General features: G+C 67.6%; 18 protein-coding genes. 9 read left to right on the top strand and 9 right to left on the bottom strand.

Features of this window, described 5'->3' with window-relative positions:
- Positions 1-41: 41 nt before the first annotated feature.
- The 5 genes from HNP48_RS00230 to HNP48_RS00210 form a co-directional block, all read right to left on the bottom strand.
- Entirely contained in the window at positions 42-1,340 is a 1,299-nt protein-coding gene (locus tag HNP48_RS00230) for a DcaP family trimeric outer membrane transporter (protein WP_184854845.1), read from the bottom strand.
- 46 nt (positions 1,341-1,386) lie between these two features.
- Complete coding sequence (locus tag HNP48_RS00225) at positions 1,387-2,130, bottom strand: amino acid ABC transporter ATP-binding protein (protein ID WP_184854844.1); 744 nt, start codon at positions 2,128-2,130, stop codon at positions 1,387-1,389.
- The gene (locus HNP48_RS00220; RefSeq protein WP_184854843.1) at positions 2,127-2,909 is read right to left on the bottom strand and encodes an amino acid ABC transporter permease; all 783 of its coding nucleotides are present in this window, start codon (positions 2,907-2,909) and stop codon (positions 2,127-2,129) included. The genes HNP48_RS00225 and HNP48_RS00220 overlap by 4 nt, the downstream gene beginning before the upstream one ends.
- Positions 2,910-2,934: 25 nt before the next feature.
- The gene (locus HNP48_RS00215) at positions 2,935-3,699 is read right to left on the bottom strand and encodes an ABC transporter substrate-binding protein (protein WP_184854842.1); all 765 of its coding nucleotides are present in this window, start codon (positions 3,697-3,699) and stop codon (positions 2,935-2,937) included.
- Positions 3,700-4,140: 441 nt separating this feature from the next.
- The gene (locus HNP48_RS00210) at positions 4,141-4,899 is read right to left on the bottom strand and encodes a TSUP family transporter (RefSeq protein WP_184854841.1); all 759 of its coding nucleotides are present in this window, start codon (positions 4,897-4,899) and stop codon (positions 4,141-4,143) included.
- Positions 4,900-5,254: 355 nt separating this feature from the next.
- Here HNP48_RS00210 and HNP48_RS00205 point away from each other — a divergent pair, with 355 nt between their 5' ends.
- Together HNP48_RS00205 and HNP48_RS00200 are read left to right on the top strand one after the other, a co-directional pair.
- Positions 5,255-6,628, top strand: coding sequence for an ammonium transporter (locus tag HNP48_RS00205; protein ID WP_184854840.1), 1,374 nt, complete (start codon positions 5,255-5,257; stop codon positions 6,626-6,628).
- A gap of 13 nt (positions 6,629-6,641) precedes the next feature.
- The gene (locus tag HNP48_RS00200; RefSeq protein ID WP_184854839.1) at positions 6,642-6,965 is read left to right on the top strand and encodes a hypothetical protein; all 324 of its coding nucleotides are present in this window, start codon (positions 6,642-6,644) and stop codon (positions 6,963-6,965) included.
- Between the two features lie 10 nt (positions 6,966-6,975).
- Here the strand turns inward: HNP48_RS00200 and HNP48_RS00195 are convergent, their stop codons facing one another.
- Positions 6,976-8,649 (bottom strand): GMC family oxidoreductase, encoded by a 1,674-nt coding sequence (locus HNP48_RS00195; protein WP_184854838.1) that lies wholly within the window; start codon positions 8,647-8,649, stop codon positions 6,976-6,978.
- Between the two features lie 279 nt (positions 8,650-8,928).
- On the opposite strand from HNP48_RS00195, the gene HNP48_RS00190 reads away from it, so the two are divergent.
- The 5 genes from HNP48_RS00190 (at position 8,929) to HNP48_RS00170 (ending at position 13,952) form a co-directional block, all read left to right on the top strand.
- Positions 8,929-10,056, top strand: coding sequence for an ABC transporter permease (locus tag HNP48_RS00190; protein WP_184854837.1), 1,128 nt, complete (start codon positions 8,929-8,931; stop codon positions 10,054-10,056).
- A gap of 4 nt (positions 10,057-10,060) precedes the next feature.
- Positions 10,061-10,954: an ABC transporter ATP-binding protein gene (locus HNP48_RS00185; RefSeq protein ID WP_260420035.1), complete on the top strand. Its 894-nt coding sequence runs from the start codon at positions 10,061-10,063 to the stop codon at positions 10,952-10,954.
- Positions 10,954-11,931: an MlaD family protein gene (locus tag HNP48_RS00180; protein ID WP_184854836.1), complete on the top strand. Its 978-nt coding sequence runs from the start codon at positions 10,954-10,956 to the stop codon at positions 11,929-11,931. Before HNP48_RS00185 ends, HNP48_RS00180 begins: the two co-directional genes overlap by 1 nt.
- Positions 11,932-11,972: 41 nt before the next feature.
- Positions 11,973-12,647, top strand: coding sequence for an ABC-type transport auxiliary lipoprotein family protein (locus tag HNP48_RS00175; RefSeq protein WP_184855623.1), 675 nt, complete (start codon positions 11,973-11,975; stop codon positions 12,645-12,647).
- 354 nt (positions 12,648-13,001) lie between these two features.
- Complete coding sequence (locus tag HNP48_RS00170) at positions 13,002-13,952, top strand: hypothetical protein (RefSeq protein WP_184854835.1); 951 nt, start codon at positions 13,002-13,004, stop codon at positions 13,950-13,952.
- 152 nt (positions 13,953-14,104) lie between these two features.
- On the opposite strand, the gene HNP48_RS00165 is transcribed toward HNP48_RS00170, so the two are convergent.
- From HNP48_RS00165 to HNP48_RS00155, 3 genes are all read right to left on the bottom strand, one after another.
- Entirely contained in the window at positions 14,105-15,463 is a 1,359-nt protein-coding gene (locus tag HNP48_RS00165; RefSeq protein ID WP_184854834.1) for an NAD(P)/FAD-dependent oxidoreductase, read from the bottom strand.
- Between the two features lie 162 nt (positions 15,464-15,625).
- Positions 15,626-17,071, bottom strand: coding sequence for a DUF1501 domain-containing protein (locus tag HNP48_RS00160; RefSeq protein WP_184854833.1), 1,446 nt, complete (start codon positions 17,069-17,071; stop codon positions 15,626-15,628).
- Between the two features lie 14 nt (positions 17,072-17,085).
- The gene (locus HNP48_RS00155; RefSeq protein WP_184854832.1) at positions 17,086-19,251 is read right to left on the bottom strand and encodes a DUF1800 family protein; all 2,166 of its coding nucleotides are present in this window, start codon (positions 19,249-19,251) and stop codon (positions 17,086-17,088) included.
- Positions 19,252-19,603: 352 nt separating this feature from the next.
- Between HNP48_RS00155 and HNP48_RS00150 the strand changes: the two genes are divergently transcribed.
- On the top strand, positions 19,604-19,822 hold the full coding sequence (locus HNP48_RS00150) for a CsbD family protein (protein ID WP_184854831.1): 219 nt from the start codon (positions 19,604-19,606) through the stop codon (positions 19,820-19,822).
- Positions 19,823-19,947: 125 nt separating this feature from the next.
- Positions 19,948-20,529, top strand: a complete 582-nt coding sequence (locus tag HNP48_RS00145) for a hypothetical protein (protein WP_184854830.1) — start codon at positions 19,948-19,950, stop codon at positions 20,527-20,529.
- Positions 20,530-20,641: the final 112 nt, after the last annotated feature.

Raw genomic sequence — 20,641 nt, 5'->3', positions numbered from 1 at the left:
CAACCCGGCCAGCCCGATCGATCGGGGCGGAACGCCAGCGATCAGTTGAACAGGTAACGGGCCTGCAGGTTCAGGCGCAGCATGTCGCCCTTCTGGCCGTCGAAGGTGGTGCGGCGGCCGCCGATCAGCTCGCTGCCCAGTTCCACGTTCTTGATCGGCAGGTAGTACATGCCGGCGTGCCACTGGTAGAGCTTGTGGTTGCCTTCGCCGCCGTAGGCGTTCACATAGTCGTCGCCCAGACGCTGGCGCGAGCGCACGGCGCCCAGGGACACGGTGGCGCGCATCTTCTCGCTGAACACATTGCTCAGGCCGATCACGAGGCCGTGCGAGCGGTCCAGGCGCACGGTGCTGCCGTCGAGCACGGGGTAGTTCGCACCGATCAGGTAGGCACCGTCGCCGTCGCCGTCCAGGCGCGTGTACTGGGCCATCAGCGTGGCGGTGCCGGTGATCTTGTAGCCGGCGCCCAGACCGAAGCCCAGGCCGCGCTTGCTGAAGCCTTCGATGCGCTGTTCGTGCGACAGCAGGCGGGCGTTCACATTGCCCCAGTCGAAGGCCTTGTCCACGCGGGCCACGAAGTTCAGGCCCTTGGCGCCATCGGTGGGCTCTTCGAGCGCGAACTGGAACTTGGCCAGGTTGGGGTTGTTGTAGGTGTAGCGGACCTGGGCGGGGCGGCGGAAGGTGGCGCCGGGCGGGCCGTTGAAGTCCACGGTCTCGGGCAGGTTGTCCGTGTCCATGAAGGTCGACCAGGTCTGGCCGATCAGCCAGCCGGCGTACTCGCCATAGGCATGGCGCAGGCGCAGGCGGTTGCGGTTGCACTCGCTGCCGCAGTAGGCGTAGAAGTCGGCCTCGATCTTGGTGTTGAAGGTGCCGACGGCCGTGGGCGTGGAGGTCTCGAAGCCAAAGCGCGAGGTCTGTGCCGTCAGGCTGGTCTTGCCGCCGCGCGCATCGCCCAGGGGCTGTTCCATCAGGTTGGTGAAGTGGTCGCCAGGGGCCGTGCCCTTGAAGTCCTTGACCATGTTGGCTTCGGCGTAGCCGTACACGCGGATCGAGGTCTCGCTGCCGGGCAGGCGGAAGCTGCCGGGGATGTCACCCAGCACCACGGCGTCCTTCTGCTTGAGCTCGACCGCCTCGATGCGGTCGTTCCAGGCCGATGCCGAGGCGGCCGGCGCAGCAGCGGGGGCCTGGGCTTGCTGGGCCTTGAGCGCGTTGAGCTCGGCGCGCAGGGCCTTGAGCTCGTTGCGCATGTCTTCGAAATCCTTGGCGGTCTGGGCGAAGGCTGCGGGTGGCAGGCTGCACAGGCCGGCGGCCATCAGGGCGAGGAACGTGTGGTTCAGTTTCATGGTCACTCCGGTAGGGGCTTGTGGTTGTTTCACTGGGGCCTGGATCTCAGGCACCCATGCGGCCGATGAAGGCGCGGATGCGGTCGTTGGCGGGGTTGCTGAAGAACTCGGCAGGTGGCGCATCGTGTGCGATGCGCCCCTGGTCGAAGAACATCACGCGGTCGGACACCTCGCGCGCGAAGCCCATTTCGTGTGTCACGACGATCATGGTCATGCCGCCGCGGGCCAGCTCGCGCATCACGTCCAGCACTTCCTGCACCATTTCCGGGTCCAGGGCCGAGGTGGGCTCGTCGAACAGCATCACCTTGGGCTGCATGGCCAGGGCGCGCGCGATCGCCACGCGCTGCTGCTGGCCGCCCGACAGCTGCCAGGGGTACTTGTGCGCGTGGTCCTGCATGCCCACGCGGCGCAGCAGGGCCATGGCCTGCTCGTTGGCCTGCGCGCGCGGCGTGCGGCGGATGCGCCGCGGCGCCAGCGTCACGTTGTCCAGCACGCTCATGTGGCCGAACAGGTTGAACTGCTGGAATACCATGCCGACCTCGCTGCGCTGCTTTTGCAGCGTGTGCTGGTCGTCGCCCACCGGCTCGCCGCCGATGGTGATGCTGCCGCTGTCGTGCGGCTCCAGGCGGTTGATGGCGCGCAGCAGCGTGCTCTTGCCCGAGCCCGAGGCGCCGATGATCACGGTGACCTCGCCCGTGTTGAACACGGTGGAGACATCGCGCAGCACCTGGTGGCTGCCGAAGGACTTGCAGACCTGCTTGACGACGATGAAAGGTGCAGGCCGGCTCATTTGTTGCGCCCTTCCACGTCGAAGCGGTATTCCACGGCATTCGAGATCTGGGTCACCAGGGTGGTCAGCAGCAGGTAGGTGATGGCCACCGTGGACAGGGTGGCAATGGGCTGGAAGGTGGCCGACTGGATGCGGTTGCCCACGTTGGTCAGCTCCACCACGCCGATGGCATAGGCCAGCGACGAATCCTTGAGCAGCGCCACGAAGTTGCTCACGAGCGGTGGCAGCGAGATCTTGAAGGCCTGCGGGAACACCACGTCCAGGAAGACATGCATGCGGCCCAGGCCCAGCGCGCGGGCGGCCTCGGTCTGGCCGCGCGGCACGGCCAGCAGCCCGGCGCGGATGGCCTCGGCGTTGTAGGCGCCCACGTTCAGTCCCAGGGCCAGCACCGCGGCCGCGAAGTCGGGCAGGTTCAGGCCCGGCACCAGCACCGGCAGTGCAAAGTAGACGAACAGGATCTGCACCAGCAGCGGCGTGCCGCGGATGACCCAGATGTAGAAGCTGGCCACCCAGCGCACGGCCACGAAGCGCGAGGTGCGCGCCAGTGCGGCGCCGGTGCCGAGCACCAGGCCCAGGCTGCCGCTCACCAGAGTGAGCCACAGCGTGGTGCGCGCGCCGTCCGAGAAGGCCTGGGCGTTGGGCCCGATGGGATCGGGCAGGAAGGAGAGCAATTTGCCCAGCAGCGCCAGCGCCAGGACCATCAGGACGACGGCCGAGACGAGCGTGGCGTTGCTGCGCTGCTGGCGAGACCAGCGCTCGGGCCAAAGGGCAGTGAGCATGGGAAACCCCGTTCAGGACCTGGGGTCAGTTCGTGCAGCGGACGTCTTCGTTGAAGTACTTCTTGGACAGGGCGGCGTAGCTGCCGTCGGCCATCACTTCGGCCAGTGCCTTGTTCCAGCCTGCGGCCAGCGAGCTGTTGCCCTTGGCCACGGCGGCGGCGATGCGCTCGATGAACAGCATGTCACCGAGCTTGAAGCCGGCACCGGGGTTCTTCTCGGCCACGGCCTTGGCCACGAAGCGGTCGGTCACCCAGACGTCCACGCGGCGCGAGTTCAGGGCACTGCGGGCATCCACGTCGGTGGGGAAGTTCTTCATCTCCTTGATCGACGAGACCTTCTGCACGTTCTCGAGGTAGCTGGTGCCGGTCTGCACGGCGACCACCTTGCCGGCCAGGTCCTTGGCGCTCTTGATGGCCGGGTCCATCGCGATGATCATGCCGCCCGAGCAGTAGTGGGGCTCGGTGAAGGTCACGGCCTTGGCGCGCTCTTCGGTGATGCCGTGCGAGGCGATCACCAGGTCCCAGCGGTCCTGGCGCAGGCCGGTCAGCAGGGCGTCGAAGCCCAGGGTCTTCCACTGGATCGTGAGGCCCATCTTCTTGGCCACGAGCTCGGCCGTTTCCACTTCGAAGCCGGTCAGCGTGGTGCCGTTGAAGAAGTTGAAGGGTGCGAACTGTCCTTCGGTCGCGATGAGGATCTTGCCGTCCTTCTTCACCTCATCCAGGGTCCGGGCCTGGGCGGAGAAGGCGGCGCAGAGCGCGAGGGCGGTGGCTACAGCCTTGAACAATTGCATGGGATGGATCCTGTACGGGGTATTTCAGGTACAAAAAATCCGGCATGCGGGTAAGCAGGCCGGAGACGAGGGGGAATGCGGCGCCTGCCATCGCGGATTGCGAGGTCTGGCGTCACGAAATGTTCACGATTATAGGGAAGGCAATTTTCCCGGCGCCACCGCGAAATGCCGTGTGAGGCCGGTTGTATGCCAATTCACAACAGGTTTTAGAGGCGACTCCCCAACCGGCTGCCGCACTGGTAGCGCGCGGGCGTACCTCTTTCAGTTATCTCTGGCCCTGCGCACCGTTAGCGGCCCATGACACTGGCGCGACCCATGCCAGTGTCTCCGCGCAAGGGCCGCCCCGCCGCGCTGGGGGCGTCCCCCTCCCGCATTGCGCAGCAATGCGAGAGAGGGGTGAAGGCGCGAAGCGCCTCAGGGGGTGTTTCATCACCTTGCGCTTCAGCGCAGGAAGGCGTCGTAACCGGTCTTGAGGATCAGGGCCCCGACCACCACGATGAAGATGCCCCGCACGAAGCCCGCACCATGCTTGAGTGCCATGTGCGTGCCGATCAGGCTGCCCACCACATTGGCCACCGCCAGGGTGACCGCAAAGTGCCACCAGACATGGCCCTTGGCCGCGAACAGGGCGATGGCCGCCACATTCGTGGCCGTGTTGAGCAGCTTGGCCGAGGCCGAGGCGTTGAGAAAGTCGTAGCCCAGCCAGCGCACGAACAGAAAGACGAAGAAACTGCCCGTGCCCGGGCCGAAGAAGCCGTCATAGAAGCCGATGGCCAGGCCGACCAGGCAGGCGGCCACGGTTTCGGCGCTGCCGTGGAAGCGGGGAGCATGGTGGCGGCCCATGTCCTTCTTGGCCAGGGTATAGGCCAGCACGGCCAGCAGCACCAGCGGCAGCAGCCGGCGCAGAAAGTCGGGCGATACCACGGTGACGGCCCAGGCCCCGGCGAACGAGCCGGCAAAGCCCGCCGCGGCAGCGGGCAGCAGGGCGCTCCAGCGCATCTGCACGCGGCGGCTGTATTGCCAGGTGGCCATGGCCGTGCCCCAGACACCGGCGGCTTTGTTCGTGCCCAGCAGCGTGGCGGGCGCGGCGCTGGGAAATGCCGCGAACAGGGCCGGCACCATGACCAGGCCGCCCCCACCCACGATGGCATCCACAAAACCGGCGAGCAGCGAAGCGAGGGTGATGAAAATCCATTCCATCCCTTGATTGTCGCACCTCGCCAGCTACGCTTTTGCTAGCGGAACGGCCTGCGTTGCGGGCATAAAAAAGGCGCTGGGATCGCCAGCGCCTGGAAAGGGGGTGCACCTCGCTGGGTGCTTTGTTCGGTTGTGCTTGTAGGGATGTCTCCTCGGCCCCTCGTCCAGCACACCGGGGCGCGCTTTCGAGTGACGGTACTGTAACGGCGGCACCCGCTTGGTGCATTGGGGGTTTCCCGCCCCCATTTGGGGGAGCAAACCGGCCAGAGACCGGCCTGGTCTGCCCCAAATGCGGTTTTTTGCTTGGCATGCCTTGTGCGTTGTGCGCTGTAACAAATTGCGAAAAGGGAGCTTCCAGATGCGGGCAGTCATCCATGGGTTCGTCGCGGTCGTGGCCTTGTGCCTCGGGCTTTGTAGTGCAGCAGCCTGGGCGCAGGCCCCTGCTCCCGAAACCGCCGCATCGGCCGCTGCCGCTGCCGCCGCTCCCCTGGTTCGCCCCGGCCTGGTGGCCAAGGAAAACATCAGTGCCGCCGACACTGCCTGGATGATGACCTCGACGGCGCTGGTGCTGCTCATGACGCTGCCGGGCATCGCCTTGTTCTATGCCGGCATGGTGCGCCGAAAGAACGTGCTCAACACCATGGCCAGCGTGGTGGCCATTGCGGCCCTGGTCAGCCTGCTGTGGTTTGCGGTCGGTTACTCCTGGGCCTTCACGCCGGGCAGTGCCTGGCTGGGCGGCACCGAGCGCATGGGCTTCGCGGGGCTGGATTTCCAGCTGGCGGCCGGCAAGCTGGCGGTGAGCCATGTGGCGCCGGCCATTCCCGAATCGGTCTATGCCATGTTCCAGCTGAGCTTTGCGATCATCACGGCGGCGCTGCTGGTGGGCGCTTTTGTCGAGCGCATGCGCTTTTCCGCGATGCTGCTGTTCATCGGCCTGTGGACGGTGTTCATCTATGCCCCCATTGCGCACTGGGTCTGGGAGCCGGGCGGCTGGCTCGCGCAGATGGGCGCGCTCGACTTTGCCGGGGGCTCGGTGGTGCACGTGAACGCAGGTGTGGCGGGCCTGGTGTGCGCCTGGTTCCTCGGGCGGCGCAGCGGCTATGGGCGCGAACCCTTCGAGCCTTACAGCCTGGCACTGACCATGGTGGGGGCGGGCATGCTCTGGGTGGGCTGGTTCGGCTTCAATGCGGGCTCGGCCGTGGCGGCCGATGGCCGGGCGGGCCTGGCCATGGCGGTCACCCATGTGGCGGCCGCGGCGGGTGCGCTGTCCTGGATGCTGGGCGAGGCCGTCATGCGCGGGCGCCCGTCCCTGCTGGGCCTGTGCTCGGGCCTGGTGGCCGGGTTGGTGGCCATCACGCCCGCAGCCGGCTTCGTCACCCTGCGCTCGGCCGTGGTCATCGGCCTGGTGGCCGGCCTGGCCTGCTACTGGGGCGCGACGGGGCTCAAGCGCCTGCTGCGCGCCGATGACTCCCTGGACGTCTTCGGCGTGCACGGCATTGGCGGCATCGTGGGCTCGCTGCTCACGGGGGTGCTGGCCAGCCGCAGTGTGGGCGGCGTGGCGGGCAGCCTGTGGACCCAGGCCATCGGCGTGGGCGCCGTGATGCTGTTCAGCCTGGTGGGCACGGCGCTGCTGCTGTGGATCACCAACCTGGTGCTCGGCCTGCGTGTGGACGAGCAGAGCGAGCAGACGGGCCTGGATATTGCACAGCACCGGGAACGACTTGGCCAATGAGGAGCAAGCCACCATGCAGGACAGCGACAAACTCGCCATCGCAGCGCACCTGCACGTGCTGCTGCGCCGCAAGACCGGCCGTGTGACCGACACCGAGTGGATGGCGGTCAACGCCGAGTATGCGCTGGAGGTCGTGCGCTTCGCGCGCCAGCATGCGCTGGATGACGGGGTGCCCGAACTCGCCGAATGGGCGGACCGGCTCGACCAGGCCGTGCATGCGCCGGCCCCCGCGCCGCAGCGCCGCCCCCTGCTGGAAACCGCCAGCCAGGCCGTGCGCCAGCGCCTGGTGCCGGAGCCGGTGGCCGAAATCCCGCGCTACGTGGGAGGCATCCGCTGAACGAGAGGGCTCATGCCCTCTGCGCCGCCAGTATCCATTCGGCTGCCTTCTCGGCCAGCATGAGCGTGGGTGAGTTGGTGTTGCCGCTGGTGATGGTGGGCATGGCGCCGGCATCCACCACGCGCAGGCCGGCGATGCCACGCACCCGCAGTTGCGGGTCGAGCACGGCCATCGGGTCGTCTGCCCGGCCCATGCGCGTCGTGCCCACGGGGTGGAAGATGGTGGTGGCGATGTCGCCGGCCAGGCGCGCCAGGTCCTCGTCGCTCTCGAACTGCACGCCGGGCTTCCATTCCTCGGGCTGGTAGGCGGCCAGCGCGGGCTGGGCGACGATGCGGCGCGTGACGCGCAGGCTGTCGGCGGCCACCTGGCGGTCTTCGGGGGTGCTCAGGTAGTTGGGCGCGATGGCCGGTGCGGCCCGGAAGTCGGCACTCTTGATCTGCACCGTGCCGCGGCTCGTGGGGTTGAGGTTGCAGACGCTGGCCGTGAAGGCCGGAAAGCTGTGCAGCGGCTCGCCGAAGGCATCGAGCGACAGCGGCTGCACGTGGTATTCGATGTTGGGCCAGGGCTGGTTCGGATCGCTGCGCGTGAAGGCGCCGAGCTGCGAGGGCGCCATGCTCATCGGGCCGCTGCGCTTCATCGCGTATTCCATGCCGATCTTGGCCTTGCCCCAGAGCGAGTTGGCCATGGTGTTGAGCGTGGGCACACCGTTGACCTTGAACACCGCACGGATCTGCAGGTGGTCCTGCAGGTTGGCGCCCACTCCGGGCAGGTCCTGCACCACGCCGATGCCATGTCGCTGGAGCAATGCGGCCGGGCCGATGCCCGACAGCTGCAGCAGCTGGGGCGAGTTGATCGCGCCCGCGCTCAGGATCACCTCGCCGGTGGCGTGGGCGGTCACCATCTCGTGCCCGTCCCACACCTGCACGCCGGTGCAGCGGCGCGTGCCGTCCGGCTGGGTCTCGATGAGGAGCTTGGTGGCATGGGCGTTGGTCCACATCTCGAAGTTGGGCCGGCCATAGCAGGTGGGTCGCAGAAAGGCCTTGGCCGTGTTCCAGCGCCAGCCGCTCTTCTGGTTGACCTCGAAATAGCCCACGCCCTCGTTGCTGCCGCCATTGAAGTCGTCGGTGGCCGGGATGCCGGCCTGTTGCGCCGCCTTGGAAAACGCGTCCAGCACGTCCCAGCGCAGGCGCTGTTTTTCCACGCGCCACTCGCCGGTGCTGCCAGTGGACTTGTTGCCATGCAGGCGCTTGAAGTTCTCGTTCACGCCGCCGGGCTGGTCCAGGCGCCAGTGGTCCTCGTGGCGGCGGAAGTAGGGCAGGGCGTTGTCCCAGCGCCAGCTCGCATCGCCGGTGAGTTCGGCCCACTGGTCGTAGTCGCGCGCCTGGCCGCGCATGTAGATCATGCCGTTGATGCTGCTGCAGCCGCCCAGCGTCTTGCCGCGCGGGTAGCGCAGGGTGCGGCCGTTCAGGCCCGCGTCGGGCTCGGTGTTGTAGAGCCAGTCGGTGCGCGGGTTGCCAATGCAATACAGGTAGCCCACGGGAATGTGTATCCAGTGGTAATCATCTTTGCGGCCCGCCTCGATGAGCAGCACGCGCTTGCGGCCGTCGGCGCTCAGGCGGTTGCACAGCAGGGCACCCGCTGTGCCGCCGCCGATGATGATGTGGTCAAACGTGGTGTCGCTCATGGGAAATACGGTGTGGCAAGGGCTTGGCGCAGGTTGATCGGAGGGGTCGGCGCCATTGTGCGGACCGTGCCCGCGGTGTCGAGGGGGTAAACGCGGCTTGCTAGCAAGTTTGTAGCTCGCATGGCTTGCAGCGGTTGCGATTGCAAGCAATTTGATAATAATTGCAAGCATTCGGGCCCGTGTCGTGCTTGCACGCGAGGGCTTGTCCTACCTGCGGGCCATCGGCTCCGCTACCATGCTTCCCCTACCCTCTTGCCGGTGGCTTGCGCCGCCCGTTCCATGACCGACCCAGCTCCGCGCATTGCCCGCACCAACACCCCCGAAGGACCGGGGCTGCTGCTGCATGGCCGCTGGGGGGCTGCCGAGCTGGGCACACGCAGGCAATGGAAGGCTTTGTCCGTCCAGCTCCAGGCGCAGCCGGCCACTGCCGGGCTGGGCTGGGACCTGCGCGAGCTGCAGTGGCTGGACCACGTGGGCGCGCAATTGCTGTGGAACCACTGGGGCCGTGCCTGGCCTGCGCGCCTGATGGCGACCGACATCCAGCGGGACATCCTGGAGCGCGTGGCCGGGTTCACCGTGGCTGAGCCACCGCCGCCCGAACCCTGGCGCCTGGCCCAGGAGGTGGACCACTTGGGGCTCCTGGTGCTGCATGGCGTGGACCATGCGCGCCACATGCTGCAGATGGTGGGCCAGCTGGTGCTGGACCTGCTGCGCCTGGCGCGCGCGCCCCAGCGCGGTCCCTGGCGCGATGTGTCGGGCCATCTGTACCGCATGGGGGCCACGGCGCTGCCGATCACGGCGCTGGTCGGATTTCTGATCGGGGTGGTGCTGGCCTACCTGATGTCGCTGCAGCTGCGCCAGTTCGGTGCCGAGTCCTTCATCGTCAACATCCTCGGGATCTCGCTGATCCGCGAACTCGGGCCCATGCTCGCGGCCATCCTGGTGGCGGGGCGTTCGGGGTCGTCCATCACCGCGCAGATCGGCGTGATGCGCGTGACCGAGGAGCTCGACGCCATGCGCGTCATGGGCATCCCGCACGGCTTTCGGCTGGTGATGCCGCGCACGCTGGCGCTGGCGCTGGCCATGCCGCTGATCAGCGTCTGGACCACGCTGGCGGCGCTGGCCGGCGGCATGCTCGCGGCCGACATCGCCATGGACATCTCGCCCGCCTACTTCGTGCAGGCCCTGCCGGCCGCCGTGAAGGTGGGCAACCTGACCCTGGCCATGACCAAGTCGGTGGTCTTCGGCGCCTGCATCGCGCTCATCGGCTGCCACTGGGGCCTGCGCGTCAAACCCAACACCCAGAGCCTGGGCGAGGGCACCACGGCCTCGGTGGTCACCTCCATCACCATGGTCATCATCGTGGACGCGCTGTTTGCCATCGCCTTCAAGAGCATCGGGATCTGACGCCATGGCCACGACAGTCACTGCCCCCACCGCTTCTCCCGCCAACAGGCCCCAGGCGCTGGCCGTGCCCCCGGGCACACCGCCCGTGGTCGAGGTCAAGGGCCTGTGGAGCGTGTTCGGCAAGGGCAGCGAGGCCTTCGCCGTGCACCAGGACCTGGAGTTCACCGTGCAGCGTGGCGAGATGCTGTCGCTGGTGGGGGGCTCGGGCACGGGCAAGACGGTGCTGCTGCGCCAGATCCTGGGCCTGGCCCGGCCCGCGCGCGGCACGGTCACCGTGCTCGGCCGGCCGGCTTCCGAGATGGGGCGTGCGGGGGCCGCCAGCCGTGTGGGCATGCTGTTCCAGCATGGCGCGCTGTTCTCGGCCTTCAACGTGCTCGACAACGTGGCCTTCGCGCTGCGCGAGCAGGGCACGCTGCCCGACGAGCTGGTGCGCGATGCGGCGCTGGTCAAGCTGCAGATGGTGGGGCTCAAGCCCGAGCATGCCAGCCGCATGCCGGCCGACCTGTCGGGCGGCATGGTCAAGCGCGTGGCGCTGGCGCGCGCGCTCATCATGGACCCTCCGCTGCTGCTGCTCGACGAACCCACCGCCGGGCTCGACCCGAACAGCGCCGACGAGTTCTGTGCGCTGCTGCGCGAGCTGCATGCGGCGCTGGGCCTCACGGTGGTCATGGTCACGCACGACCTCGATACCCTGTTCGCCCTGTCCACGCGGGTGGCCGTGCTGGCCGACAAGAAGGTCATCGTCACCGGGCCACCCACCGAGGTGGCACGCGTCAAGCACCCGTTCATCGAGCATTTCTTCATGGGGGAGCGAGGCCAGCGCGCCATGGCCCCCCTGGCAGGCGTGCCCGGGCAGCCGGCCGCGGCCCCGACAACGCAGACTTCCAAGGACGCCTGATGGAAAACAAATCCCATGCACTCGCCGCCGGCATCTTCGTCATCGTGGTGGCTGCCATGCTGGCGGGCCTGGCGATCTGGCTCACGCGCGACAACGCCAACTACGAGCAGTACGAGCTGTCCACCAAGGACGGCGTGAGCGGACTGCAGCCCCAGGCCACCGTGCGCTACAAGGGCGTGGCCGTGGGCAAGGTCACGCGCATCGGCTTTGACCCGCAGGTCAATGGCAACGTGCTGATCCGCATCGCGGTGAACGAGCAGGCCCCGATCAGCCCCAACACCTTCGCCGTGCTGGGCTACCAGGGCGTCACCGGCCTGGCCCATGTGCAGCTCGACGATGCCGCGTCGCCCTATCCGGAGCTGCCGCCCGGCCCGAGCGGCCTGCCGCGCCTGCCGCTCAAGCCTTCGCCCTTCGGCCGCCTGGCCGAACAGGCGCCGGCCATCCTGGGCCAGGTCGAGGAAGCCACGCGCCGCATCAACCAGCTGCTGGGCGACAACAACCAGAAGCTGCTGACCGAGGCCATCGGCAACATCGGCCAGGCGGCCGGCAATGTCAGCGCGCTCACCAAGCGGTTGGATACCACCGTGCAGACCCGCATCGACCCGGCCCTGGCCTCCCTGCCCGCGCTGACCGGCGACGCGCGCCAGACCCTGCAGTCGCTGCAGAAGGCCGGCACCAGCGTGTCGGACATGGCCGCGGGCATCAACGCCACGAACCAGCGGCTGGCGGCCGAAGGCGGGGCCATTGACCAGATCACCCAGGGCACGCAGGCACTCACGCGCGCGGCCGACGCGCTGGGCAGCAACACGCTGCCGCGCGTCACGCGCGCGGCCGATGAACTGTCGCGCACGGCGCGCCAGATCGGGCGGGCCGCCAACAGTGTCAGTGACAACCCGCAGTCCTTCATCTACGGCGCGGGCCGCATCCCCCCGGGGCCGGGCGAAGAAGGCTTTGCCGCACCGGGCGGCGCGCGCTGATGGTGTCCACGCTGTCCGACGAATTCAAGGAGTACATCGCCATGCTGGATATCCAACGCGCCGCACCAAACCGCCCGGGCCTTCGGGGCCTTGCCCTGGTGTGTGCCGCCGCCGTGCTGGCCGGATGTTCGGCCCTGCCCGCACCGCCGGTGCGGGCCGTGCAGTACGACTTCGGCCCCGGTGCCATGGCCACGGCGCCCAGCGACCGCCGCGCGCCGCTGCCGCCGCTGGCCCTGGCCGATGTGGAGGCCACCGGCATGCCCGAGAGCAGCACCGCGGTGCTCTACCGCCTGGCCTATGCCGACGCCCAGCAGCCGCGCCCCTATGCGCAGGCACGCTGGAGCCAGCCGCCGGCCACGCTGGTGCAACAGCGCATCCGCGAGCACCTGGGCCTGCGCCGGGCCATCCTGAACACCAGCGATGCAGCGGTGCAGGCGCGTGTGGCCAACAAGCGGCCTACCGTGCTGCGCATGGAACTCGAAGAGTTCAGCCAGGTGTTCACGAGTGCCTCCGACAGCGCCGCGCTGCTGCGCCTGCGCGCCACCGTGGCCGAGCCCACCGGCCTGGGCGAGAACCTGGTGGGCCAGCGCGTCTTCATCGTGCAACGCCCGGCCGCCACGGCCGATGCAGCCGGCGGCACGCGCGCCCTGGCCGACGCCGCGAACCAGGTCGCGCGCGAACTCGACGAATGGCTGGAGCAGGTCGTGGTGCGCTGAAGCCCCGGGTGCTTGCGGCACCACCACGGGATGAAACACTTTGTGTATGGCGCCCAAACCCTACCTTGGTAGGGTGCCGGAGCCAGGGGCGCTCTTCCATAATGGTCCGGGCCGTGTTGACGATCTGTTCGGGGCCGCACAAGACCCTTGCCAGGCAGCCCCGCAGGCACTGCCCGGCACGGCTTCGCATGGATCGTCAGTACGTTCCTGGCGCTGCAATCAGCCCCGCGCTGGCTGCCGCCCTTCGCCGGTTCCCCCGTCCCCCGACCCCGTGGGTGCGAGGCGGGATGGCACACCGGCTTGCGGCCCGTCCACGGGCTCCGATCCACGTTCCTTGCCGAGGTAATTTCCCGTATGTTCTTCAAGCCATCGCTGCTGCGCTCTGCCTGCGCTGCCACCATCGCCCTTGTCGCCACCGCCGCTGCCACCACCACCGCCTGGGCCGGTGACAAGCTCTATGTGCAGGACAGCGGCAAGATCATGCTCGTCGACGTGGACGCCAAGTCCCTGACCCTGGTGTCTCGCCCCTCGGTGGATGGCTCCATCACCGACATCGCCACCAATGCTGCCGGCACGCTGTATGTCATGACCTTCACCTCGCTGTACCGCCTGGATGCGGCGGGCGCGGCCACGCTGATCGGCAGGCACGGCATCAACGGTGCCAACGCGCTGACCTTCGATGGCAGCGGCCGGCTGTTCGGCGCTTCCAGCACCAACAAGAACCTCTACCAGATCAACCCCGACAACGCGCAGTCCACCATTGTCGGCACGCTGCCGTCGCAGTCGGCGGGCGACCTGGCCTACCTCAATGGCCGCCTGTTCTTTGCGGGCGAGAACGACTCGCTGGGCATCGTCAACCTGCGCAACAACCAGCAGTCGGCCAACGTCGGCAACTTCGGCCTGGCGACCTCGGTCTACGGCCTGGCCGAGGGCGACAGCAACACCCTGTACGGTGCCGCATTCACCAAGCTGTTCAAGGTCGATCCTTCCACCGGCTCCATCAGCTACGTGATGGATTTCACCGGCCTGGGCCAGGCTGGTGGGCTGGCGCCCTTCAAGGCCGTGGTCACGCGGGCCGAAGACCGGTTGTTCAACTACGCGGAAGACACTTTCCCCACCATGTTCAAGCCGTCGTTCGCGCCTTCGCTGACGGCGGGCAACCAGTACTACCGCTTCTACCGCGACACGGGCACCATCCTGTCCATCAGCAACGGCCAGTTGAGCTACTCCCAGGTGGGTTCGGCACCGGGGGTGCTGGGGCCGGTCGATAGCTTCCTGCCGCTGGCGATTGGCGCTGGGTATTGACTGCATTCGGTACATCCCCCTGAGGCGCTTCGCGCCTTCCCCCTTCTCTCGAATGGCTGTGCCATTCGGGAAGGGGGACGCAGCCCGTGCGGCGGGGCGGCCCTTGCACGGCTGCCCTGGCTTGGGCAGCGCATGCGCACAGGCTGTGGGTTCTATTCCTGCAGCTGCTTCTTGGCGCCTTCGATGCCCGTCACCACACGCGCGTAGCGCGCAAAGCTCCAGTAGGCCCAGCCCCAGTCCATGAGCACGACCAGACGGTTGCGAAAGCCGATGAGGAAGTAGACGTGGGCGAAGAGCCAGAACAGCCAGGCGAAGTAGCCTGAAAAGCGCACGGGGCCCATGGGCGAAGCGAGGTCCACCACGGCGGCATTGCGGCCGATGGTGGCGAGGTTGCCGTAGTCGCGGTAGCGGAAGGGTTGGGAGGGTTGGCCGGCCAGGCGGCGCAGCACGTTGGCGGCTGCGGCGCGGCCCATCTGCTTGGCGCCGGGGGAGACGCCGGGTACGGGCGTGGGCTCCTGGCCAGGCACATGGCTTTTGGCTGCGGCCAGGTCGCCCACGACGCTGATCTCGGGGTGGCCAGGAATGCTGAGGTCCGGCTCCACCACCAACCGGCCGGCGCGGTCCGTGGTACTGCCCGTGGCCTCGGCCAGCAGCCGGCCCAGCGGCGATGCAGCCACGCCCGCGCCCCACACGATGCACTGGCTGGGAATGGTGTAGCTGGTGGCCGCCGGGTCCCCGCCCGGTGCGGGGCCGGCCACGGTGAGGCCGGTGGCGTCGATGGCGGTGACCCGTGCATCCACGCGCACCTCGACCCCCAGCTTTTCCAACTGCTCCTTGGCGCGCTGGCTCAGGGCCTCGGGCATGGCCTGCAGCACGCGCGTGCCCCCTTCAAGCAGGATGATCTTTGCGCTCGCCGGGTCGATGTGGCGGAATTCGCCCGGCAGCGTGTGGCGCGCGATCTCGGCCAGGGTTCCGGCCATCTCCACGCCGGTGGGTCCACCGCCCACCACCACGAAATTGAGCCAGGCGGCGCGCCGGGCGGGGTCGTTCTCGCGTTCGGCGGCCTCGAAGGCCAGCAGGATGCGGCGGCGGATCTCGAAGGCATCGTCCAGCGTCTTCAGGCCGGGGGCAAACGCAGCCCAGTCGTCGCGGCCGAAGTAGCTGTGGGTGGCGCCCGCCGCCACGATCAGGTGGTCGTAGGGCAGGGCATCGCCGCCCTGCAGCAGCACCTGGCGCTCGGCCACGTCGATGCGCTCCACCTCGCCGAGCAAGGTGGTCACATTGGGCTGCTTGCGAAACAGGTGGCGCACCGGGGCAGCAATGGCCGGCGCCGAGAGCCCGGCCGTGGCCACCTGGTAGAGCAGGGGCTGGAACAGGTGGTGGTTGGTCTTGTCGACCACGGTGACATCGATGGCACTGCCGCGCAGTGCGCGGGCCGCCTCCAGCCCGCCGAATCCGCAACCGACGATGACGACCCGGGGGCGGATGGCTGTGTTGGGAATGCTGCTCATGGCTGCATTATGGGCAGTCTGCCGGGCCCCTAAAGGTTACCTGCTGCGCCACGCTCCGCCCGCGGCGCATGAAACTGGCACGCCAGAGGCCAGCGCCCCCGCGCAAGGGCCGCCCCGCCGCGCTGGGGGTGAAGGCGCGAAGCGACTCAGGGGGGGCTCACATCATGCATTCATGAAGCCCAGATCCACGGGGTACTCGGCGCCGCCGAAGTGGCTCAGGTTGGGCAGCACCCCTGCCAGTTCGGTGCTGCTCACGCCGAACCATTTGGCCAGGGTGGCTGCGTACTGGTCCACCGAGGTGCTGGGCAGCAGGCGGCCCTGGCCCACATGCCACTGGTCCTCGGCGGCAGTGGTGTTGGTGTTGCTGACCGGTGGGGCCGAGCCGTAGAAGGCCTTGCCCTTGACGGCGCCACCCACCATCAGGTGGTGGCTGCCCCAGCCGTGGTCGGAGCCATCGCCGTTGGAGTTGAGCGTGCGGCCGAAATCGGATGCGGTGAAGGCCGTCACCTTGTCGGCCAGGCCGAGTTCGACCGTGGCGTTGTGGAACGCCGTCATGGCATCGCTCAGGCGCTGCATCAGTCCGGGCTGTTGTGAGATCAGGTTGTCGTGCAGGTCGAAGCCGCCCATGGACACCATGAACACCTGGCGCTTGGTGCCCAGGGTGCCACGCGCACCGATCAGGCGCGCCACCATCTTGAGCTGGTCGGCCAGGCCATTGTTGGCGGGGAACGGCGTCGCCAGGTTCACGCCGGCGATGCCGGTGGTGATCAGCGATTCGGAGGTCACGGCGCGCGTGGTCACGCGGTTGTACTCGTTCTCCAGGGTCTGGGCGCTGGTTTGCTGGATCAGGCTGGTCAAGGCCGTGCGCACGGCGGTGGAGCCGTAGACGCTGTTTTTGACGCCATTGATGGGGATCGCACCGCCCGTGCTGACCTGGTACTGCAGCGCCGAGTCGCCCGAGAGGAAGACCGCATTGCCTGTCACCGAAATGCAGGTGAACAGCGAGTTGGCGTTGGACGACAGGGCCAGGTCGCCGATGTTGCCGCCCCAGCCAATGGTCGAGCCTTCGGGCGAGGACGACTGCCAGACCGACTGCTGGTCGTTGTGCGAGAACAGCTTGGGCGGCAGCGGGTACAGGCTGCGGTTGGAGCCGTTGTACTGGGCCTTGGTCAGTGGCACCACGAGGGGGCCGACATTGAGCTGTACGGCGGCCTTGCCGCTGTTGAACAGGCCGGTGAGCCCCGGCATGGCCGGGTGCAGTGCGTACTGGCGCCCACCGGGCAGTGCGGCCGTGGGATTGAGCAGCGTGTTGGCCAGCTCCGCCTTGGGAATGGCGATGCCGCCGCCAGCGAGGCCGTTGCCGCCGCGGATGGCGCTGTACTTGAGGTAGCTGGGGTCGTCGTAGGTGACCACGGTGTTGGCATAGTCGTTGCCGCCGTAGAGAAACACGCAGACCAGGGCCTTGTAGTCGGTGGCGGTGAAGGCTGCGGCTTCGCCCATGGCGGCCAGGTTCAGCGCAAAGGGCAGGGCGGTTCCGGCCAGGCCCAGTTGGCCGCTGCGGCGCAGAAAGGCCCGGCGGGTGTGGAGTTCGGGTTGGAGCAGGTGCATGGCAGCGTGTCCTCTTATTTCTGGATGAGGTACTCGGCCGAAGCCATGACCAGGAATATCGCTGCCGCGATGCGGTTGAGCTTGACGGCATCGGTGCTCGCAGCTGTGACCGGCGTGGCCTTGATGGCATCGCTGATCAATTTCACCGTGGCCGCCGACAGCTGGCCTGCACACATCAGCAGGTTGATGCGCGCGACCAGCGCGTCGGGATCGACGACCAGCACCATTTCGTGGGTGTACAGCGCCTTGATGTCGTAGCCGTTGGTGCCGTTGCTGCTGTTGAAGGGGACATCCGGTGCATTCACGTAGATGCCGTTGCGGATCACACCCTGCATGTAGTTGAGGTAGCCGCCCACGCTGCTCTCGTTGACCAGCTGGAACTCGGGCGCCACGGCGCCGGCCTGCGCCAGCGCGGTGGAAGGAGGGACGTAGCCAGGCCGGAAGAAGTTGAACACCGAGGGCGAGCGCAGCGGGCTCTGGCCCAGCCGCGATGCCGCCGAACTGGTGTCCCCAATCTTCCAGCTGCCGAAGGCGGAGCTGATGTTGAAGGTGCGGCCCCACTGCACAAGGCGCAGCATGGGCTCGCGCAGCTTGCCGAAGCCCGGCTGCGTGAGGCCGGCGGAGGAGCGCGCCTCGTCATCGAGCAGGATGGCGCGGACCACCGCCTTCAGGTCGCCGCGCACGCTGGCCCCGTTGTTGTTGAACACCGTGGCCACGCGTGCCACATAGTCCGGAGAAGGGTTGCTGGTGACCAGGCGCTGGATCAGCTGCTTGCAGATGAAGGGCGCCACGTTGCCGTGGTAGAACAGTGTGTCCATGGCCATCGCCAGGGCCGTGGCACCGGGCGTGTTGGCCGGGATGTTGGTCCCCAGGAAACTCACCGCCAGATTGGAGTGCAGCGAGGCGTTGAGCGACATGGACAGCCGCGTGAACGCCGTGTTGGGTATCGTGCGCGTGGTGCCGGGCACGGTACCCTGCTGGTTCAGCGACTGGTTGTAGTCATAGCCCGTGAAGACCCGCGCCAGGTTGGTCACGTCGGACTGGCTGTAGCTTTCGATGGGTTGGCCCGTACCGTCGCGGCGCACGGTGCCGTCGATGTTGAGCATGACCAGCCCGATCGACATCAGCTGCATGACCTCGCGTGCATAGTTCTCGTCGGGCTGGCGGCCCGTGGCGGCGTTCTCCTTCTGGTTGCCGCGCGTGTTGAGGTAGTAGCCCATGGCCGGGTTCAGCGACACGTCCTGCAGCAGGTTGCGGAAGTTGCCGAAGGAGTGGGTGACCAGCGTGTCCCAGTAGTGCGCGATCGCATGGCTGCGCCAGTTGAAGTCCAGGCCCGAGAGCGAGACCACGAAGATCTCCGACAGCGCCAGTGCGACCCGCTTGCGCAGGCTGTCGGGCGAGGTCATGAGCTGCGACCAGATCATGCAGTCGCCGGGGTAGGTGTTGTCGTAGTAGGCCGTGGAGTTGTCCACGGTGGCATAGCCACGCTGGTTGAGCCACTCCCAGCCCGAGATGCCGATGGGGGCGTTGAACTGCGAGTTCAGCCAGGCGTCGAAGCCGATGGAGCGCACCGTGGCGATGTCCTGCGTGGTGGCCGCAAAGCCCGCCTGCAGCAGGAAGCGCGCGGCCTCCGGGTCGTTGAGCGGCCGGCCACTGGAGAAGACCGCTTCGCCAAAGCTGGCCAGTGCGCCGACGTTGACCACGGCGTTGTTGGTGGGCGGGCCCAGTACCACGACATTGCCCTGGTACACCCCCAGGTAGTTGCGCGTGCCGCTGTAGTAGCGGAAGACGAGCGCGCCGTTGGTGATGGTGGCCTGGTGCGAGTCGAAGTACTGCGGGAACACCATCTCCGCCCAGTCCATCAACTCGTCGGGCGTGGGTGTGCGGCTGGCCGCCTGGTCCGAGCGGAAGGAGCCCGAGCCGCCCATGTCGCCCAGCAGCGGTACATGGGGCGCGTTGTCGGCCTGGCGCAGGGCCTGGGGCGCTTCGGCCTCGGCCTCGCCGCCACCGCAGGCGGCGAGGGCCGCACTGGCGGCCGCGGTTGCAGAGAGCTTGAGCCAGGGAGAACCCACGGAATCCGACGCGGCGGGCGCTGCATCGGTCGGCGGCACAGAGGAGGGCGCGCGTGCGGGCAAAGCGGTTGCCAGCGCCGCATCGGAAACTTCGTGGGCGTGTGTCATAGCGACTTTTGTGAAGATTTGTTGAGAAGTGTAGGCAAGCTCCTACAAAACTGGCATTCCCTACATGCTAGTAAGCGTTACCAAAAGAAACGCGTATCCACCGCCACAGAGGGCGGGCGGCGTTTTTGGGCGATGCATTGCCGCAACACCCGCTTTTCCGGCGACTGGAATCGGCTCGAACGCCGTAGCGGGGGCTTGTCCGGCAGCCCGTAGGCATGCGCCGACGCGGGTTCCACGGTGCGGACTACGCGCTGCGCACGGCCCCGTTCTTACAGTCTTTCCATCGCATCACGCAAGTGTTCCACGCACTCCGAGTGGATGGCTGAAGCGACATTTTCCGAGGATGCACACCATGAACGAAGACACCATCAAGGGCAACTGGAAGCAGTTCAAAGGCAAGATCACCGAACAGTGGGGCAAGCTCACCAACGACGACCTGGACGTCATCGATGGCAAGCGCGAACAGTTCCTGGGCAAGCTGCAGGAGCGCCAGGGCCTGGCCCGCGACGCGGCTGAAAAGCAGCTCAAGGACTGGCAGAGCCGCCACCCCGACTTCCGCTTCAACGACTGACAGAGGCCGCAGGCACCCGCCGCCAACCTTCCTGGGACCTGCCCTGCAGAGGGCCGGCAGCCGGAGCCAGTGCCTCACCCCATCACATCACACCAACATCCCCCTGAGACCCTGAGGAGAAAACCATGCAAATCGCCCGTACCCTGATCGCCTCTGTCGTCGCCGGCCTGATGGCCACTTCGGCCATGGCCATGACCGATGCCGAACACAAGGCCGCCAAGGAAAAGATCTCGGCCGACTACAAGGCCGCCAAGACCACCTGCGATGCCCTGAAGGCCAATGCCAAAGACATCTGCATGAAGGAAGCCAAGGGCGCCGAAGACGTCGCCAAGGCCGAACTCGAAGCCCAGTACAAGCCCTCCGACAAGGCCACGAACAAGGCCCGCATGGCCCGTGCCGATGCCGACTACGCCATCGCCAAGGAGAAGTGCGATGACCTGACCGGCAATGCCAAGGACGTCTGCGTGAAGGACGCCAAGGCCGCCCACACCACGGCCAAGGAGAACGCCAAGGTGGCCAAGGCCGCCGCCAAGCCCGCCGACAGCGCTGCCGAAAAGGGCGCGCAGGTGGCCGAAGCCCGCAAGGACGCCACCGCCGAGAAGAACGAGGCCAACTACAAGGCCGCCAAGGAGCGCTGCGACGCCATGAGCGGCGACGCCAAGTCCAAGTGCGTGGACGACGCCAAGCGCATGTACGGCCAGAGCTGATCCCGGGCTTGCGCCCACCGCTGCAAAGCCCCGCCCTGTGCGGGGCTTTGCCGTTGGGGAGAACAGGGTCTGACCTGCGTCAAGGCGGATCGGTGCCGGCGCACCTAAGCTG

The organism is Acidovorax soli (genome assembly GCF_014207955.1).
GTDB lineage: Bacteria > Pseudomonadota > Gammaproteobacteria > Burkholderiales > Burkholderiaceae_C > Acidovorax > Acidovorax soli_A.
The sequence above is the reverse complement of the archived record's forward strand: the minus strand, read 5'-3'. Positions and strand labels throughout refer to the sequence as shown.

Excerpts from the sequence above, each read along its gene's own strand:
- HNP48_RS00185 (WP_260420035.1), top strand. The coding sequence starts at position 10,061 with ATGGCCACGACAGTCACTGCCCCCACCGCTTCTCCCGCCAACAGGCCC.
- HNP48_RS00225 (WP_184854844.1), bottom strand. The coding sequence starts at position 2,130 with ATGAGCCGGCCTGCACCTTTCATCGTCGTCAAGCAGGTCTGCAAGTCC.
- HNP48_RS00230 (WP_184854845.1), bottom strand. The coding sequence starts at position 1,340 with ATGAAACTGAACCACACGTTCCTCGCCCTGATGGCCGCCGGCCTGTGC.
- HNP48_RS00210 (WP_184854841.1), bottom strand. The coding sequence starts at position 4,899 with ATGGAATGGATTTTCATCACCCTCGCTTCGCTGCTCGCCGGTTTTGTG.
- HNP48_RS00190 (WP_184854837.1), top strand. The coding sequence starts at position 8,929 with ATGACCGACCCAGCTCCGCGCATTGCCCGCACCAACACCCCCGAAGGA.
- HNP48_RS00215 (WP_184854842.1), bottom strand. The coding sequence starts at position 3,699 with ATGCAATTGTTCAAGGCTGTAGCCACCGCCCTCGCGCTCTGCGCCGCC.
- HNP48_RS00145 (WP_184854830.1), top strand. The coding sequence starts at position 19,948 with ATGCAAATCGCCCGTACCCTGATCGCCTCTGTCGTCGCCGGCCTGATG.
- HNP48_RS00150 (WP_184854831.1), top strand. The coding sequence starts at position 19,604 with ATGAACGAAGACACCATCAAGGGCAACTGGAAGCAGTTCAAAGGCAAG.
- HNP48_RS00180 (WP_184854836.1), top strand. The coding sequence starts at position 10,954 with ATGGAAAACAAATCCCATGCACTCGCCGCCGGCATCTTCGTCATCGTG.
- HNP48_RS00200 (WP_184854839.1), top strand. The coding sequence starts at position 6,642 with ATGCAGGACAGCGACAAACTCGCCATCGCAGCGCACCTGCACGTGCTG.
- HNP48_RS00175 (WP_184855623.1), top strand. The coding sequence starts at position 11,973 with ATGCTGGATATCCAACGCGCCGCACCAAACCGCCCGGGCCTTCGGGGC.
- HNP48_RS00195 (WP_184854838.1), bottom strand. The coding sequence starts at position 8,649 with ATGAGCGACACCACGTTTGACCACATCATCATCGGCGGCGGCACAGCG.
- HNP48_RS00170 (WP_184854835.1), top strand. The coding sequence starts at position 13,002 with ATGTTCTTCAAGCCATCGCTGCTGCGCTCTGCCTGCGCTGCCACCATC.
- HNP48_RS00155 (WP_184854832.1), bottom strand. The coding sequence starts at position 19,251 with ATGACACACGCCCACGAAGTTTCCGATGCGGCGCTGGCAACCGCTTTG.
- HNP48_RS00205 (WP_184854840.1), top strand. The coding sequence starts at position 5,255 with ATGCGGGCAGTCATCCATGGGTTCGTCGCGGTCGTGGCCTTGTGCCTC.
- HNP48_RS00160 (WP_184854833.1), bottom strand. The coding sequence starts at position 17,071 with ATGCACCTGCTCCAACCCGAACTCCACACCCGCCGGGCCTTTCTGCGC.
- HNP48_RS00165 (WP_184854834.1), bottom strand. The coding sequence starts at position 15,463 with ATGAGCAGCATTCCCAACACAGCCATCCGCCCCCGGGTCGTCATCGTC.
- HNP48_RS00220 (WP_184854843.1), bottom strand. The coding sequence starts at position 2,909 with ATGCTCACTGCCCTTTGGCCCGAGCGCTGGTCTCGCCAGCAGCGCAGC.